Annotated in this window: 17 protein-coding genes, 1 tRNA gene and 1 pseudogene; 13 read left to right on the top strand and 6 right to left on the bottom strand. The window is 35.6% G+C overall.

Features of this window, described 5'->3' with window-relative positions; translation table 11 throughout:
• Positions 1-3: 3 nt before the first annotated feature.
• The 3 genes from G5W_RS0116865 (at position 4) to G5W_RS0116855 (ending at position 2,301) form a co-directional block, all read left to right on the top strand.
• Complete coding sequence (locus tag G5W_RS0116865; RefSeq protein WP_010098461.1) at positions 4-963, top strand: gluconeogenesis factor YvcK family protein; 960 nt, start codon at positions 4-6, stop codon at positions 961-963.
• Between the two features lie 21 nt (positions 964-984).
• A complete protein-coding gene (gene whiA, locus G5W_RS0116860; protein ID WP_010098460.1) occupies positions 985-1,932 on the top strand; it encodes a DNA-binding protein WhiA in 948 nt (315 codons plus the stop codon).
• 114 nt (positions 1,933-2,046) lie between these two features.
• Complete coding sequence (locus tag G5W_RS0116855) at positions 2,047-2,301, top strand: HPr family phosphocarrier protein (RefSeq protein ID WP_010098459.1); 255 nt, start codon at positions 2,047-2,049, stop codon at positions 2,299-2,301.
• A gap of 142 nt (positions 2,302-2,443) precedes the next feature.
• Here the strand turns inward: G5W_RS0116855 and clpP are convergent, their stop codons facing one another.
• A complete protein-coding gene (clpP, locus tag G5W_RS0116850) occupies positions 2,444-3,031 on the bottom strand; it encodes an ATP-dependent Clp endopeptidase proteolytic subunit ClpP (protein ID WP_010098458.1) in 588 nt (195 codons plus the stop codon).
• Positions 3,032-3,279: 248 nt separating this feature from the next.
• Between clpP and G5W_RS0116845 the strand changes: the two genes are divergently transcribed.
• A tRNA-Arg gene (locus G5W_RS0116845) sits at positions 3,280-3,355 on the top strand.
• A gap of 64 nt (positions 3,356-3,419) precedes the next feature.
• Here G5W_RS0116845 and G5W_RS21475 read toward each other — a convergent pair.
• Together G5W_RS21475 and G5W_RS24945 are read right to left on the bottom strand one after the other, a co-directional pair.
• On the bottom strand, positions 3,420-3,818 hold the full coding sequence (locus G5W_RS21475; protein WP_157998059.1) for a site-specific integrase: 399 nt from the start codon (positions 3,816-3,818) through the stop codon (positions 3,420-3,422).
• Between the two features lie 128 nt (positions 3,819-3,946).
• Complete coding sequence (locus G5W_RS24945) at positions 3,947-4,027, bottom strand: hypothetical protein (RefSeq protein ID WP_081472490.1); 81 nt, start codon at positions 4,025-4,027, stop codon at positions 3,947-3,949.
• A 281-nt stretch (positions 4,028-4,308) separates the two neighbouring features.
• On the opposite strand from G5W_RS24945, the gene G5W_RS0116830 reads away from it, so the two are divergent.
• Together G5W_RS0116830 and G5W_RS0116825 are read left to right on the top strand one after the other, a co-directional pair.
• On the top strand, positions 4,309-4,719 hold the full coding sequence (locus G5W_RS0116830) for a hypothetical protein (protein WP_010098455.1): 411 nt from the start codon (positions 4,309-4,311) through the stop codon (positions 4,717-4,719).
• A 61-nt stretch (positions 4,720-4,780) separates the two neighbouring features.
• Positions 4,781-5,089: a hypothetical protein gene (locus tag G5W_RS0116825; RefSeq protein ID WP_010098454.1), complete on the top strand. Its 309-nt coding sequence runs from the start codon at positions 4,781-4,783 to the stop codon at positions 5,087-5,089.
• A gap of 300 nt (positions 5,090-5,389) precedes the next feature.
• Here G5W_RS0116825 and G5W_RS22470 read toward each other — a convergent pair.
• The 3 genes and pseudogenes from G5W_RS22470 to G5W_RS0116805 all read right to left on the bottom strand — a co-directional run bounded on the left by G5W_RS22470 (position 5,390) and on the right by G5W_RS0116805 (position 8,230).
• Positions 5,390-6,275, bottom strand: a pseudogene (locus G5W_RS22470) (aminoglycoside phosphotransferase family protein).
• A gap of 462 nt (positions 6,276-6,737) precedes the next feature.
• The gene (locus G5W_RS0116810) at positions 6,738-7,208 is read right to left on the bottom strand and encodes a hypothetical protein (protein WP_010098452.1); all 471 of its coding nucleotides are present in this window, start codon (positions 7,206-7,208) and stop codon (positions 6,738-6,740) included.
• A 17-nt stretch (positions 7,209-7,225) separates the two neighbouring features.
• Complete coding sequence (locus G5W_RS0116805) at positions 7,226-8,230, bottom strand: DUF3231 family protein (RefSeq protein WP_010098450.1); 1,005 nt, start codon at positions 8,228-8,230, stop codon at positions 7,226-7,228.
• 664 nt (positions 8,231-8,894) lie between these two features.
• Between G5W_RS0116805 and G5W_RS23640 the strand changes: the two genes are divergently transcribed.
• The 7 genes from G5W_RS23640 (at position 8,895) to G5W_RS0116770 (ending at position 14,654) form a co-directional block, all read left to right on the top strand.
• Positions 8,895-9,095 carry a hypothetical protein gene (locus G5W_RS23640; protein ID WP_138919072.1) on the top strand — a complete coding sequence of 67 codons (201 nt, stop codon included), beginning with the start codon at positions 8,895-8,897 and terminating at the stop codon, positions 9,093-9,095.
• A gap of 777 nt (positions 9,096-9,872) precedes the next feature.
• The gene (locus G5W_RS0116795; RefSeq protein WP_010098446.1) at positions 9,873-10,295 is read left to right on the top strand and encodes a hypothetical protein; all 423 of its coding nucleotides are present in this window, start codon (positions 9,873-9,875) and stop codon (positions 10,293-10,295) included.
• 178 nt (positions 10,296-10,473) lie between these two features.
• Positions 10,474-10,689, top strand: coding sequence for a WYL domain-containing protein (locus G5W_RS0116790; protein WP_010098445.1), 216 nt, complete (start codon positions 10,474-10,476; stop codon positions 10,687-10,689).
• Positions 10,690-10,763: 74 nt separating this feature from the next.
• Positions 10,764-11,015 carry a glutaredoxin family protein gene (locus G5W_RS0116785; RefSeq protein ID WP_010098444.1) on the top strand — a complete coding sequence of 84 codons (252 nt, stop codon included), beginning with the start codon at positions 10,764-10,766 and terminating at the stop codon, positions 11,013-11,015.
• Between the two features lie 138 nt (positions 11,016-11,153).
• Positions 11,154-12,182, top strand: coding sequence for a sugar-binding transcriptional regulator (locus G5W_RS0116780; RefSeq protein WP_010098443.1), 1,029 nt, complete (start codon positions 11,154-11,156; stop codon positions 12,180-12,182).
• 37 nt (positions 12,183-12,219) lie between these two features.
• The gene (gene gap, locus G5W_RS0116775; RefSeq protein WP_010098442.1) at positions 12,220-13,227 is read left to right on the top strand and encodes a type I glyceraldehyde-3-phosphate dehydrogenase; all 1,008 of its coding nucleotides are present in this window, start codon (positions 12,220-12,222) and stop codon (positions 13,225-13,227) included.
• A gap of 245 nt (positions 13,228-13,472) precedes the next feature.
• Complete coding sequence (locus G5W_RS0116770; protein ID WP_010098441.1) at positions 13,473-14,654, top strand: phosphoglycerate kinase; 1,182 nt, start codon at positions 13,473-13,475, stop codon at positions 14,652-14,654.
• The last annotated feature ends 25 nt before the right edge of the window (positions 14,655-14,679 follow it).

Genomic DNA, 14,679 nt, shown 5'->3' with positions numbered 1-14,679 from the left:
ATGATGACAGAACAGAATCTACCACGTGTAGTGGTAATTGGTGGTGGAACTGGAATGCCAGTTCTTTTACGTGGTCTAAAAAATCTACCGATTAAGTTAACGGCGTTAGTAACAGTAGCAGATGACGGTGGTAGTACGGGAAGAATCCGAAATGATATGGCAATTCCTGCACCAGGAGATATTCGAAATGTAATTGCTGCTATGTCTGAAGTAGAACCAATGTTAATTCAACTTTTCCAACACCGGTTCTCCGATGGAAATGACTTATCAGGTCACTCCATGGGGAATCTTCTTTTAGCAGCGATGACTTCCATTACTGGTGATTTTTATACCGGTATTAAAGAGATATCGAGAGTCTTAAATGTAAAAGGAAAAATTTATCCGATTTCAAATGAAAATATTTCACTCTGTGCGGAAATGGTAGATGGTTCTATTGTAAAGGGTGAATCGAATATTCCGTTAGTAGGTAAACAAATTAAGCGAGTATTCTTAGATCCAGAAGATGTCCAACCATTACCAAATGCAATCAAAGCAATTGAAACGGCAGACTTAATTGTTATTTCACCAGGGAGTTTGTTTACTAGCATTATGCCGAATTTAATTATTCCACATATAGATGAAGCCCTTCAAAAAGCGAAGGCTAAAATCGTATATGTCTGTAATGTGATGACGCAACATGGTGAAACTACTGGATTTTCTGCAAGTGACCATGTCCAGGCGATTATTAATCATGTTGGTAATGATGTCATCAATGCAGTGGTTGTGAATAGTAAAGCGATTGATCCCAAGATACGCCATGTTTACGCTGGTGAGAAAGCAGAGCCAGTTGTTTACGATATCGAAAAATTACTAGATATGGGCTTAGAAATAATTGAAGGTGACATTATCGATCACTCTAAATCCATGATCAGGCATGATACGAAGAAAATTGCTAAGCTTTTATATTCATTACTTCAAAAATAATATAGTAAAGGAGGGAGAAGAATGTCCTTTGCTTCTGAGATAAAAAAGGAATTAACAACTTCTGAAATGGAAGATTGTTGTGCGTATGCTGAATTGTCAGCGTTAATTCGAATGAATGGAACAATCTCCATGTCACAATTCAACTATACATTGGATGTCCAGACGGAAAATGCAGCAATAGCTAGACGGATTTATACGTTAATTAAAGCTAGCTTTTCACCTATTCCTGTAGAACTATTAGTACGAAAGAAAATGAAACTGAAGAAAAACAACGTGTACATAGTTCGACTAAAGGAAGATGTTCATGAAATGCTTACGGAACTTGGTATTATGAAAGATTCTTACACATTCGTTGGTGAAATATCCGATCAATATTTGGAAAAAGAATGCTGTAAACGAGCTTATTTACGAGGAGCATTTCTAGCAGGGGGTTCTATCAATAATCCGGAAACATCCTCCTATCATTTAGAGATTTCTAATACACATGAGGTTCACAATGACGCTTTATGTAATCTTCTTAACTCCTTTGGATTAAGGGCAAAGGTTTTGGAACGTAAAAAAGGGTATATCGTCTATATGAAAGAGGCAGAGAAAATAACTGAATTTCTAAGTATTATCGGTGCTAATAACGCACTTTTTAAATTTGAAGATGTTCGAATTGTTCGAGACATGCGGAACTCTGTCAATCGGCTGGTAAATTGTGAAACGGCTAATCTTAATAAAACAATCGGCGCAGCATTCCGCCAAATTGAAAATATTAAGTTAATCGAGAAAACGGTAGGATTAGAGGCATTACCAGAAAAGCTTCGAGAGGTTGCTATCCTGAGGGTGCAGCATGAAGATGTCTCCCTTAAGGAATTAGGAGAATTAGTCGGAAGTGGCAAGATATCGAAGTCTGGTATCAATCACCGATTAAAGAAAATTGATGAGTTTGCCGAAAAAATAAAACAAGGCGAGATTTTATCTTAATCATAATTGTTATTTTAAATATTCATGATATAATAATGTATCATGAATATTTTTTAATATTTTAGAAATATACAGTATATTGGTACCGCTTACCTTGGGGAGGATGATGAGTAGATGGTGGAGAGAGTTGTTACAGTTGAGCTTGAGACAGGATTACAGGCTAGGCCCGCAGCGCAATTCGTACAGGAAGCTAATCGTTATGCAGCACATTTATTCTTAGAAAAATCGGGAAAACGTGTGAACGCGAAAAGTATAATGGGGCTTATGAGTTTAGCGATAACCACGGGTGAAACGATTAAATTAATAGCAGATGGTTCAGATGAAGAAGTTGCCATAAGTCATTTGGTTTCATTTGTTAGTAAAAAATAATAGTTTACTAGAATATGTGAAAAAGATAACATGAAATATGGTAACGGGTGTTTCCTTGTCAGAAGCACCCGTTCCATTGTATCTAGAAAATATAAAAACGCATTCGCACAAAATGAGCGCGAATGCGTTTGTTTTATCGTTATTAATCAGGTTTACGTTCTAATACTTTATCAATTAAACCATACTCTACTGCACCTTGAGCAGTCATAAAGTTATCACGTTCTGTATCACGATTGATCACATCAATTGGTTGACCAGTACGTTCTGAAAGAATTTGGTTTAAGTTCTCTCTCATTTGCAAAATACGTTTTGCATGAATCTCAATGTCAGTCGCTTGACCTTGTGTTCCACCAAGTGGTTGGTGAATCATTACTTCACTATTTGGAAGTGCATAACGTTTACCCTTTGCACCTGCTGCAAGTAAGAATGCACCCATTGATGCTGCCATACCAGTACAGATAGTAGAAACATCAGATTTAATATACTGCATTGTGTCATAAATAGCCATGCCAGCTGTGATAGAACCACCTGGTGAGTTAATGTATAGGGAGATATCTTTTCCAGAATCCTCTGCTTCTAAGAAAAGTAACTGTGCAACGATAGAGTTCGCAACATTATCGTCAATTGCACTTCCTAGCATAATAATTCTGTCCTTCAATAAACGAGAGTAAATATCATATGCGCGCTCACCACGGTTTGTTTGTTCAATAACTGTAGGTATTAAATTCATCGGAATTCCTCCTTAATAAAATCTTTTCATTTATGGATATCCAATCTTTGGATAATTTCATCATATAACAATGGTCAATGAAGGTCAAACAAAAACATTCGGCAAAAAGTGCAGATATTTTATGTAGGAAAAATCATACATTACATCATGCCCGTTCGGGTAAGGAATTAAACCTTTCCGGTGAAAACACTTGTTAATTCAATTCTTAACCGTTATAATATCCTATGTGTTCCATTAGTTTTTATCATGCGCCCATAGCTCAGCTGGATAGAGCACTGGTTTCCGGTACCAGGTTTGCCGGGGGTTCGAATCCCTCTGGGCGCGCTTATAAATTCAATAGTAGCAAGGGTTTGAGTGAATCTCATTCCCTTGCTATTTTCATGTATTTCTAACCAAATTCTAACCTTCGGGTTCCGAAATACTTTTTTATGTTATTTTTCGTGATAGAAATAACATTTTCGGGAATAGGTTCTTTCTTTTTATAAAGTGATGCTTGAATACTTGTTGCGGCTATTTCTTGAATTCCTGGAATAACATGTGAATAGGTATCAAGTGTTGTTTGGATTGATCTATGACCTAAACGTTCCTGAACTACTTTTGGATGGACACCAGCTCGTAATAACAAAGTAGCATGAGTGTGCCTTAATCCATGAAAACTAATCTTCTTAACACCGCTCTTCTCTATCGTAGGGTTAAACATTGTTCTTAGATATGTTGGCCTTATGGCTCCTCCAGTTGAAGTACAACAGACTAAATTATTATTCTCATAATCTGGTCCACACATCATCCTGTTCTTCTCTTGTTGCTTCTTATGTTCCCTTAGAATCAATAGTATCATCATCAATATCGATTGTTCTATAGCTAGTAGAAGTTTTAAGTTGTGGAGATAGATTCCATTTACCCGCATTATCTTTCTTAATTGTTGTTAAAAGATATCTTTTTCTTATCAAAGTCAATATGGGACCATCTAAGACCTAAGATTTCCCCTCTACGCATTCCAGTTGCTAAAGCGAGAATGATTGGTATAGAATGATTTTGCTATTTAGGTTGCTCATGGAGGCTTGTACCTCTTCTTCAGACCAATATTCAATTTCTTTTCTATCTACCTTGGGAGCTTCTATATCCTCCATAATACCTTCTTTAATCCATAACGTTTACCTCTCTTTAAAGCACTTGAAAGGATTCTGTATATGTGTCAAGTGTACGTTATTGTCTGACGTAGTAGGGTCAGCTGATGCTGAAATATATAGGTTACGCTTAGAATAGGAGGTCAAAACATGATCTATTTAGAGTATCACTTAGAATCAAAGCAAGTAGTGGCAAGTTATGATTATAGACCAGATTGCCCAGCAGGGTATGATTACTGTAAAACAGATTCGTTCAAGCCAAATGACGAGTTTGAACTGATTATTACAGTTAATCGGGTGGATGAAAATTATAATCTGCTATCATTCTCAGCAATACGTAATAATCCACAAGCGAGTAGGATTCTACAAGAAAACGAGTCTTTAAAGGTAACAGTAATCAAATTGGGTGATGAAAACAAACATTTACAAACTGACTTAGGAAATGCTCTTCTTGAGAGCGCCTCAGACAAAGCTAGAATTGCAGAATTAGAAACTACTAGCGGAGCATTATTGTTAGAAGTTGCTACTCTAAAATCAGGAGGTAATGATAATGTGGTTTGATACAATTAAACGATTCTATGACTTTCCGTCGATTTAATGTAGATGGAAAGGAGGTTTTACAGTGAAGTATTATCGCACCGAGGGGCTGATTGAAGAATATATAGTGCCACCAGTCAATGCGCCAGTTTATACTATGGTATTTATGATTGAAGGTCAATTTTCGTTAGAATTATGCATAACTGATGCAGCTATTGCGAGCGCAGATTGTGGGGTTACAAGAGAAAAAGTAAATGAGTGGTTATGGGAGACAGGAGATTACTTTTTCTTAAGTGAAGAAGTTGTTCCTAGCAAAATCACTATTACAGCTACAGATGTTAGAAGTGGACATGTAGTCACACCATTTAACAACTTAAGAAGTGAATCATTATAGCATCCTACGGGTGCTTTTTAATATGTCAAAAACAGGGGGTCGGACATGACTATAGAAGAGCTAGCAAGTTTAATGGCGGTGATTTCATTTTTAGGTGGAATTGCTATTTTTGTTATTCATCGGAATACAAAGAGGTTATATTAAGTAAGAATAAAGTAAAACTAAAATAAGAACTGAAATATCTTATTCTAGCTAGAATTTCATTAGAAAAGCCCTCCTGCGGGTAACAGGTGGGCTTTTTATTACTAGTTCATCAACTAACACACCCTTTAGTACAATGAAAAATCTATTTTAATGCCATTATCTTTGATTTTCGTAATCGTTAATGATTACTTTTATAATATTAAATTGTTCATCTGCGACTGCTTTGTTAGATTGTTCATTATAGTTGTAGGTTATTAAAGCCTTCCATAAAGCCCAACCTCTTGCTCTATTCCAAGTTTCTTCATCAAAATTCAATGTATCCTTAAATATCTTTCTGCTACTATCGTCAAAAAAAGTCCAAGCCATTGCAGCATCACAAGAAGGGTCTCCTATTCCCAATATTCCAAAATCAATAACCGCATACAATCTACCATTCTTAATTAATATATTTCCTGGCACAACGTCTCCGTGAACCCAAACTGGTTCACCATCCCATTCTGAGGTTAATGCCAATCCCCAAATTTCTTCTAATAAGTGTTTATTAAAAGTATCTGCATTATTATTGATGGCTTCTCTACACTCTTTATCGTATACAACAAGATCCCCGCCTCTATAAAAATTATGTTCCCCGGCTAAAGGACCACCAGTAGCGTCAATAGATTGTAGGTCAACTAAAAATTTTCCCAAATCATATGCAAATTGGTTTAAATCATCTATTTTATTTAAAGTTAATGTCTCTCCATCCAACCATTTGTTAATTGACCAAGGATATGGGTAATCTTTACTTGGTTCTCCTTTAAATAATGGTTCAGTTATTGGTGTGGAGAGATGCTTAGCGAGAAAAGGTAACCATTTTTGTTCTTTTTCTACCTGGGGTACACTAAGCTGTATCACTTGGTAACCTAACGCTCATCCTATTCCCTAAGTGAAAAGTTCTATTATCATTTCCACCTTTTTCAACAGGCTTGATTTCCAAATTAGACCACTCTGGAAATTGGCTATTTATTAACTTAGAAACTAAATCAATGTTTATTTTAATCATTTAATTTCTCCCTATAATTTTATTTATTCATCACCCAGAACCTAGTTACAGTCACAAATTTATTTGATAAACGCATCCTTATCAACCCCTTTAATTTCAATTAATATGCCATACCCTTACTACAAGGGCATCTTATTCCACTAAGCTCCCCCGCTAGTTTATGAACATTTTATCACAATATAATAATATAAAAAGCCCTCTCGAGGAAACGAAGGGGCTCATTTTAATACTCTAAGTTTTATTATTAATGTTGTTAGCCAGTAGGATGAAAATACAGCTTCTAGGTTTAAAAGGGACACATAAATTAAGTTCACACCTTTATTAAAATCAACTAAAGCCATTTACTTCTCAACCGATTCAAATCCAGATGAAAATATAGCAATTTAAATACAAAAGGTAAAAGATGAGCCCCAACTGAGACTAGTTGAGGGTGGAAATGTTAGGGAATATTAATTATTAAGCTTATTCACTCGAAACTGGAAAGGCATTCATTAGTATTTTTTTAACAAGTAAGCCAACTGCCATTCCAGGAAAGAAAAATAATATTGGAAGCCACACTGGCCCTAGTAAAACGCCAAGTATCGTGAGTTTCGACGAATACACTAATCCAACAGTTGCAGAAAAAGCGGATAATACAAAGGGAAGAAATGAGTATGGATACTCCCCGCCACCTGCATCTTTCATAGCATCCCACATAGCAAAAGAGTATACACAAGGGTAAAACAATAACCAGTTATAATTAGCAATGGCTATTGCATCAGCAATGTTTCCATGAAAACTTAATAGTATAGCATTATTTAAGTTCCCTAATACGTTAATTAATAGTTCAAGTGTTATTAAGATAATACCTTTAAAGTATTTTCTATTTAATAATTGTCCGAACCCCGGCAGTGCAACACTCCACATTAGCTTCTCGAGTGGATTCCTGTTCATAATCACTACCTGGCATACTACTTATCTTTTGCAATTTCTTTTCTATCTGGAGCGAGAGGAGGTTGCTCTAACCATTTATTTTTAGTCATTAAATTAAACCACTCTTTTGTAATTGTTAGATTTTTTAAGATTATTTTCTCGTATGTTGTCACTAAGTCTATACGCATCGCAGATGCGAGTCCAGCACCATGAAAGGATTGAGCGGTCTGCAATAAGAAGCCAATATGATACAGCATTAACTTATCTGAGAAAGGAGATTCTTGTGAATTTGTAACCTCTGTTTCCCAAGACATTGGAACCGGTAAATTATCTGCTTTTAGTATTTTAGAGAGAGATTGAATTTGCTGATCAGATGCATTCTGTGCGCTTTCTAAGAACTTTCTAACTTCTTTTGAATGAGTGACCTGACTGAACCCAATCGAAAGTGATTTTTCTAAAATCTTCTTTTTAACATTAAGAGATAAAGCAATTATTTCAGTTGATGCTAAAGGTCGTTTATCAAAAAAATATCCATCTATAAATTGTTGACCAGAAACAAATTCCGGCAACTGGTCTGGGAAAAAGTATGGATCGCGTTGAAAGTGTCCCTTATCCAATAATAATTCAACTGTACGATGATACATGCTCATCCCATCATTACTGCATGAATCATAGAATTGTCTCAAGTCTCTTCTTACTGAGGAACTTAGTGATGTCGAATGACCTAGTAAACCATGCAAAGTCATAATGTTAAGATAGTGCAAACAAAATATATCAGAAAACAGTCTCTTTGCATTCTTATTTAGGTCTGATTCTGTAAAACCAATTGGAACTGGAAACCCTTCTTCCTTAATGAACTGAACTATTTGGTTCTTTTGGGAACTAAATACATTTATCGCATCTTCGAACAAGTCTTTTATATCTTGATCTTCAATAATGGAAATCATATATCTATTAATGGTGTCAACGGCCGTCCCATTTACATATTCAAGCCATAAAGTTCCTATTTCAGCTGATGTAAGTTTTATGTTTTCTTTTTCCATGTAATCACCTCTTCCTAGTGTTTCCCTAAAATATGAAATTTTATTATGAATTTGATAGATGGTACAAACGCTTTGAAAGGTGTTTTATCCGTGGAAAAGAATCTATTAGATTGAGAATAGCCCATTAGTTGGACCGGCAGTAAAGCGGATAGGTGCATAAAAAAGAGCCCCGACCGAATAGTCGGGGCATTGTTATGTATCATTAACCCTGTGTTTCCCTTTTTCTATTTTCTTAATTTTCTTCTTTCAAAGTTTCTAACGAAGGTTCTATCGTGATTCGTTAAAGATCAGCATATTTGGATAATTAATTAGTTAAAAGTACTGATTTTCAAGAGTTGATACGTGTTGAAAATGGAGTGATTGGTTTCCGGTACCAGGTTTGCCGAGGGTTCGAATCCCTCTGGGCGCGCTTATAAATTCAATAGTAGCAAGGGTTTGAGTGAATCTTATTCCTTTGCTATTTTTGAGTTTAAAGAGCTACTCTGCAAACCCCTTAGAAAAAATGAATAATAATCCTTATAAATGGTCAGCTGTTAAAATTGATCGTGCAGAGAGAGACAAAAAAACAAAGTTTCCTCTCTTTAATAATGTATAGCCATTCAAATGGTAATATAAAGCTTTACGATATCAATATCATTTTAAACATTTACCGACTCTAATTAGTTTGACTACTTTTGCCGAAATACTCGAAGATCACACATTCTTCTGGTGGGAAACTGGTATATTCGTTACATATGTTATTGATGGAATATCTCCGGGTTACTCATTCCCTGTAGAAGCAATGAGATTTGCGGTAAATATAGACAGTATCATCTCTATTGATGAATACGAATATGGATTTATTGAAGATGATCAAGAAGATTAATATAGAGAATCCGCCTTAATGGCGGGGATTTGTGCATTGTATAATGCAATCCACTATGTCATTTATAATTTTAGGGACTGTGAATTGTTTCATATAAGCTTTAATATTCTATTCAACTATCAGGTTATATTTGAATCATCCCAAGTGTGGTAATTATTACGGTGATATGCTTTGTGGAAGTCCAGTTTTTTGTAGTATGTGAACGTTAGGAAATAAGGTATAAAAAATTCTCTATTCTAATTAAAAATGGCAAGGTCCTGAATGTATTTCAGTCCTTGCCATTTTTATGTATTTTCTTAACTTAATTCTAACTAACATAAAATGTAGAATATAAAGTCTATAAAAAAATGAGTAAGGTTAATGTTAAATAAATCGTTTCTTTTTTCTTATCTATTTCCTTCTATATTTATTTATCTTAAGTATTTTGTAGACTATTACGAATAATGAGGTAACCATAGTTGATAGAAGTATAGGATGATATACGTCCGGTATCGACGAAAAAATGGTAAATAGAAATGTTGTGAAGAGAAGATTCATATATAATTTTATAGATGAATACCTATTACTAAAAATATGATTAGCTATAATCCTATTAACCATTCCTTAGCCCTCCTAATCATAAAGTAGTCTATGCATGGTTCTTATATTCTAAATTTAGTTTAACGCGGCTAAGCTTTCTAAAGGATATACTTTTCAAACAATCAAAATAAGCAATAAATCTGATACCCACCAAGGAATATTTATTGTATATTGTATTGGAAGGGGGATTGTATACAAATGAAGTTCATAAAATTTTTACTAATAACCTTAATCATTTTGGCAGGTCTAGGATATGGTGTCTATTATTTCGGAACAAATATTGCTTCAGATAAGTTAATGGAAGTTTTAACAACGGAATTAGAAAACAGCGGTGAAATGGAAAATATAAAAAATGCGATAGAAAGTGATCCGCAGTTAAAAGCATTTCTAGAAGATGCTGCATCAGTTGATGAAAGTACCTTACCGGTTAAGACGAAAGAAGAAGCAACTAGAATGATTGTGAAGAAGGTAGGAGTTTCAGGAATTAAAGACATCCAATCAAAGGTTCAACAAGGAGAAATTTCCAAAGAAGAATTGATTCGCGAGATGGAAGAGAAATTAACAGAAGAGGAAATAACTGCGTTGAAAGTTATTGCTTATAAGGAGTTATATAACAAATAACAACCAATAAAAAAGACCTTACGAATTGGTATTGGTCTTTTTTTATGGTTGGGAAAGTATAATGTTCTCGCCTATACGAAAAAAGGACGAGTGCATGTATATTTTTAATATTCTTATTGCATACCTATCCTACAAATGATAAGATAGGAACAAATGTTCTATATAAGGAGGTGTGACTATGCAGAGGATATTTCAGGACTCATTAGAGAAGAAAGAAAAAATAATCATCTATTATATTGATCAACAGAATAACGTGACACAGCGCTACATTCGTGTCCTGCGAATTGATAAAGGATCTATTGTTGCTTATTGTTTTTGGCGTAAAGAGGTTAGAACATTTCGAGTTGACAACATCCTAACTGCAGGTCCACTATACCGCCGTACCGGTGCCTAACCAATATTTTGCTAACGGTTTCTTCCTCTTGTATACTATATTATGAAATAAACAAGAGATTAGAGGGTGCAGCAATGGAAAAGATAATATTATATACAAAAGAAGTTTGCTCACTATGTGAAGATGCAGAAGCATTATTGGAAATGTTTCAAAATGATTATGAGTTTGAGATAGAAAAGCGTGATATTTATACAAATGATGAATGGTTAGAAAAATACCATCTATTAATCCCAGTTGTAGAAGTGAGCGGAATCCAACTGGACTGTGAGCATGTAGACTACTTTACTATAGAAAAAACACTTGACGAAAATTTGACAAAAAGATAGTTCGTTTTATTTGTATAATTTTTTCAATATGGTAAGATAATATTGTACATAGGATTCTATGTGAATTTTTTTGGGGTATGTGGGACACTTTATGCAGGAGTGGGACATTTTTGTACCCAGTTCTAAAGGAGTAGTGTCATGAAGGCATTAATCGAAGTGCAAAAGAAACTAATACCTGACTTGTTAACTGTAATGCAGACAAGGTATTCCCTGCTACACAGTGTGAACCTTCATCAACCCATAGGAAGAAGAGGGCTTGCTGAAAGTAGTAATCTAACAGAAAGACAGGTTCGAAGTGAACTGGATTTTCTTTATGAACAAGGCTTATTAGAAATTACGTCTAAGGGAATGCTTATTACAGAGCAAGGTAAAACGGTTTTAGAACAAATGACCCAGTTTATCAGTGAAATTACAGGGTTAAGTGTTTTAGAAAACCAAATTAAGGAAACATTAAAAGTAGAAAATGTTGTTGTTGTCCCTGGAAATAGTGATGATGCAGATTGGGTTAAGCAGGAAATGGGTAAGGCTTGTGTATCGTATCTCAAAAAAATCCTGAAGCCAAATGCAACCATTGCTGTTACAGGAGGAACTACAATGGCTTCTGTTGCTAGTGTAATGACTCCAATGGAAAAAGGAGAAAGTTTTTTGTTTGTACCAGCACGTGGAGGTATTGGTGAAAAGGTAGAAAACCAAGCCAACACAATTGCAGCGCAAATGTCCCGAAAAGCACAGGGAAACTATCGATTACTGTATGTTCCTGATCCACTCAGTGAGATATCCTATCATAATTTGATCCAAGAACCTTCGATTATAGAGATCTTGCAACTGATTCGAAATGCAGATGTGGTGCTTCATGGAATAGGTGATGCCTTAACAATGGCAGAACGAAGAAAAACGCCTGATGATACCAGAATGAAACTTCAAGAAAACGAGGCGGTCAGTGAAGCGTTTGGTTATTATTTCGATCAGCAAGGGAATGTTGTGCATAAGGTTCGAACGGTTGGATTACAACTAGAGGATTTGGAATCAATAGAATTTGTAATTACCGTGGCAGGTGGGAAATCAAAGGCGAAAGCAATAAAGTCCTATTTTAAGCATGGTACTAGTAATTTGCTCATTACAGACGAAGCAGCAGCGAAACAGATTTTAAGGGATGCTTCCCTTTAAATAAATTTAATTATAGAAGTATTAGGAGGAATATAAAATGGCAGTAAAAGTTGGTATTAATGGTTTTGGACGTATTGGACGTAATGTATTCCGTCAAGCACTTAAAAGAGATGATGTAGAAATCGTAGCAGTTAACGATTTAACAGATGCGAATATGCTTGCACACCTATTAAAATATGATTCTGTACACGGTGTTCTACAGGAAGAAGTTTCTGTTAATGGTTCAAACATCGTTGTAGGTGATAAAGAAATTAAAGTACTTGCAGAGCGCGATCCTGCTAACTTACCTTGGGGTGAGCTAGGTGTTGAAGTAGTAGTTGAATCTACTGGACGTTTCGTTGACCGTGATTCTTCTCAAAAACATATTGATGCTGGTGCGAAAAAAGTAATTATCTCTGCACCTGCTAACAACGAAGATCTTACAATTGTTATGGGTGTAAACCAAAATGAGTATGACCCAAGCAAACACCATATTGTATCTAATGCATCTTGTACTACTAACTGTTTAGCACCATTTGCAAAAGTGCTTAACGATAAATTCGGAATCAAACGTGGTCTAATGACTACTGTTCATGCTTACACAAACGATCAACAAATCTTAGATTTACCACATAAAGACTATCGTCGTGCTCGTGCAGCAGCTGAGAACATTATTCCTACAACTACTGGTGCAGCTAAAGCAGTAGCATTAGTATTACCTGAATTAAAAGGTAAATTAAATGGTATGGCAGTACGTGTACCTGTTCCAGACGGATCTATGGTAGACTTAGTTGCAGAAGTAGAAAAAGACGTTACAGCTGAAGAAGTAAACCAAGCATTCAAAGAAGCAGCTGAAGGTGAATTAAAAGGTATCTTCGAATATAGTGAAGCTCCATTAGTATCTAGTGATATTGTTGGAAACACTCATTCTTCAATTCTTGATGGTCTTTCAACAATGGTAATGGAAGGTAACATGGTTAAAGTACTTTCTTGGTATGATAACGAAATGGGTTACTCCACTCGTGTTGTAGACTTAGTTGCTTTCATGGCACAAAAAGGACTATAAGAGCAGGCTTAAAAAATAAATGGGAAGGTGGAGAAGTTACATTCTCCTCCTTTTCTCATGTAAAATAACCATTTTTCTATGCGGATAGGAAGGCATCATAATCTTTCTCGCATTTTTCTAAGACTAATGGTAAAAGTACTGGGAAACCTATAAAGTAATACTTACATACGTATTGCAAGTTGCGATTTAAATAGTATACATTCGTAAAGAAGAGATGAATTTAACTTATCTAAGGAGGGAATCCCATGAACAAGAAAACTGTAAAGGATTTGGACTTAAAAGGTAAAAAGGTATTCTGTCGTGTTGATTTCAACGTACCGATGAAAGATGGAGAAGTTACCGATGACACACGTATTACTGCTGCATTGCCAACTATTCAATATCTAACAGAGCAAGGGGCTAAAGTTATCCTTGCAAGTCACCTTGGTAGACCAAAAGGGCAAGCTGTTGATGAGTTACGACTAGATCCAGTTGCTAAACGTCTAAGTGACTTAATAGGTAAACAAGTGGTTAAAACAGATACTGTTTATGGACCAGAAGTTGATGAAGCTATCTCTGGACTTAACGATGGCGATATTTTACTTCTTGAAAATGTTCGCTTCGAAGCTGGAGAAGAAAAGAACGATCCTGCATTAGCAGAAGCTTTTGCGAATATGGCTGATATTTATGTGAATGATGCTTTTGGCGCAGCACACCGTGCACATGCATCAACTGCTGGCATTGCTGAAAAGCTCCCATCTGCAGCTGGATTCTTAATGGAAAAAGAACTATCTGTACTTGGAAAAGCATTAGAAAATCCTGAACGTCCATTTACAGCTATTATCGGTGGGGCAAAAGTAAAAGATAAAATCGGTGTAATTGATCATCTTTTAGATAAAGTGGATAACCTTATCATCGGTGGTGGCTTAGGTTATACGTTTGTAAAAGCACTTGGCCATGAGATCGGGAAATCTCTTCTGGAAGAAGATAAGATTGAATTAGCGAAAGAATTTATGAAAAAAGCGGAAGAAAAAGGTGTAAACTTCGTATTACCGGAAGATGTTGTTGTAGCAGACGACTTCGGAGAGGATGCAAATACGAAAGTTGTCCCTATTTCAGAAATTCCATCTGATTGGGAAGCACTTGATATTGGTCCAAAAACTCGAGAGAAGTACGCTCAAATTGTAAAAGATTCTAAACTAGTTATTTGGAATGGACCAATGGGAGTATTTGAGTTAAACATATTCGCTAATGGTACGAAAGCAGTTGCAGAGGCATTAGCAACTACTGAAGGCTATACAATTATTGGTGGTGGTGATTCTGCTGCAGCGGCAGAGAAGTTTAACCTTGCAGAAAAAATGGATCACGTCTCAACTGGTGGAGGAGCTTCCTTAGAGTTTATGGAAGGTAAAGTTCTACCTGGTGTAGCAGCACTTAGTGATAAGTAAGGAAAATTTCAGATAGAGGTGATAC

The sequence above is a fragment of the Ornithinibacillus scapharcae TW25 genome, assembly GCF_000190475.1.
Taxonomy (GTDB): Bacteria; Bacillota; Bacilli; order Bacillales; family Amphibacillaceae; genus Ornithinibacillus; species Ornithinibacillus scapharcae.
The sequence above is the reverse complement of the archived record's forward strand: the minus strand, read 5'-3'. Positions and strand labels throughout refer to the sequence as shown.

Coding starts and splice junctions, on each gene's coding strand:
- G5W_RS0116865 (WP_010098461.1), top strand. CDS start 4: ATGACAGAACAGAATCTACCACGTGTAGTGGTAATTGGTGGTGGAACT.
- whiA (WP_010098460.1), top strand. CDS start 985: ATGTCCTTTGCTTCTGAGATAAAAAAGGAATTAACAACTTCTGAAATG.
- G5W_RS0116855 (WP_010098459.1), top strand. CDS start 2,047: ATGGTGGAGAGAGTTGTTACAGTTGAGCTTGAGACAGGATTACAGGCT.
- clpP (WP_010098458.1), bottom strand. CDS start 3,031: ATGAATTTAATACCTACAGTTATTGAACAAACAAACCGTGGTGAGCGC.
- G5W_RS21475 (WP_157998059.1), bottom strand. CDS start 3,818: ATGATGTGTGGACCAGATTATGAGAATAATAATTTAGTCTGTTGTACT.
- G5W_RS24945 (WP_081472490.1), bottom strand. CDS start 4,027: ATGCGTAGAGGGGAAATCTTAGGTCTTAGATGGTCCCATATTGACTTT.
- G5W_RS0116830 (WP_010098455.1), top strand. CDS start 4,309: ATGATCTATTTAGAGTATCACTTAGAATCAAAGCAAGTAGTGGCAAGT.
- G5W_RS0116810 (WP_010098452.1), bottom strand. CDS start 7,208: ATGAACAGGAATCCACTCGAGAAGCTAATGTGGAGTGTTGCACTGCCG.
- G5W_RS0116805 (WP_010098450.1), bottom strand. CDS start 8,230: ATGGAAAAAGAAAACATAAAACTTACATCAGCTGAAATAGGAACTTTA.
- G5W_RS0116795 (WP_010098446.1), top strand. CDS start 9,873: ATGAAGTTCATAAAATTTTTACTAATAACCTTAATCATTTTGGCAGGT.
- G5W_RS0116790 (WP_010098445.1), top strand. CDS start 10,474: ATGCAGAGGATATTTCAGGACTCATTAGAGAAGAAAGAAAAAATAATC.
- G5W_RS0116785 (WP_010098444.1), top strand. CDS start 10,764: ATGGAAAAGATAATATTATATACAAAAGAAGTTTGCTCACTATGTGAA.
- G5W_RS0116780 (WP_010098443.1), top strand. CDS start 11,154: ATGAAGGCATTAATCGAAGTGCAAAAGAAACTAATACCTGACTTGTTA.
- gap (WP_010098442.1), top strand. CDS start 12,220: ATGGCAGTAAAAGTTGGTATTAATGGTTTTGGACGTATTGGACGTAAT.
- G5W_RS0116770 (WP_010098441.1), top strand. CDS start 13,473: ATGAACAAGAAAACTGTAAAGGATTTGGACTTAAAAGGTAAAAAGGTA.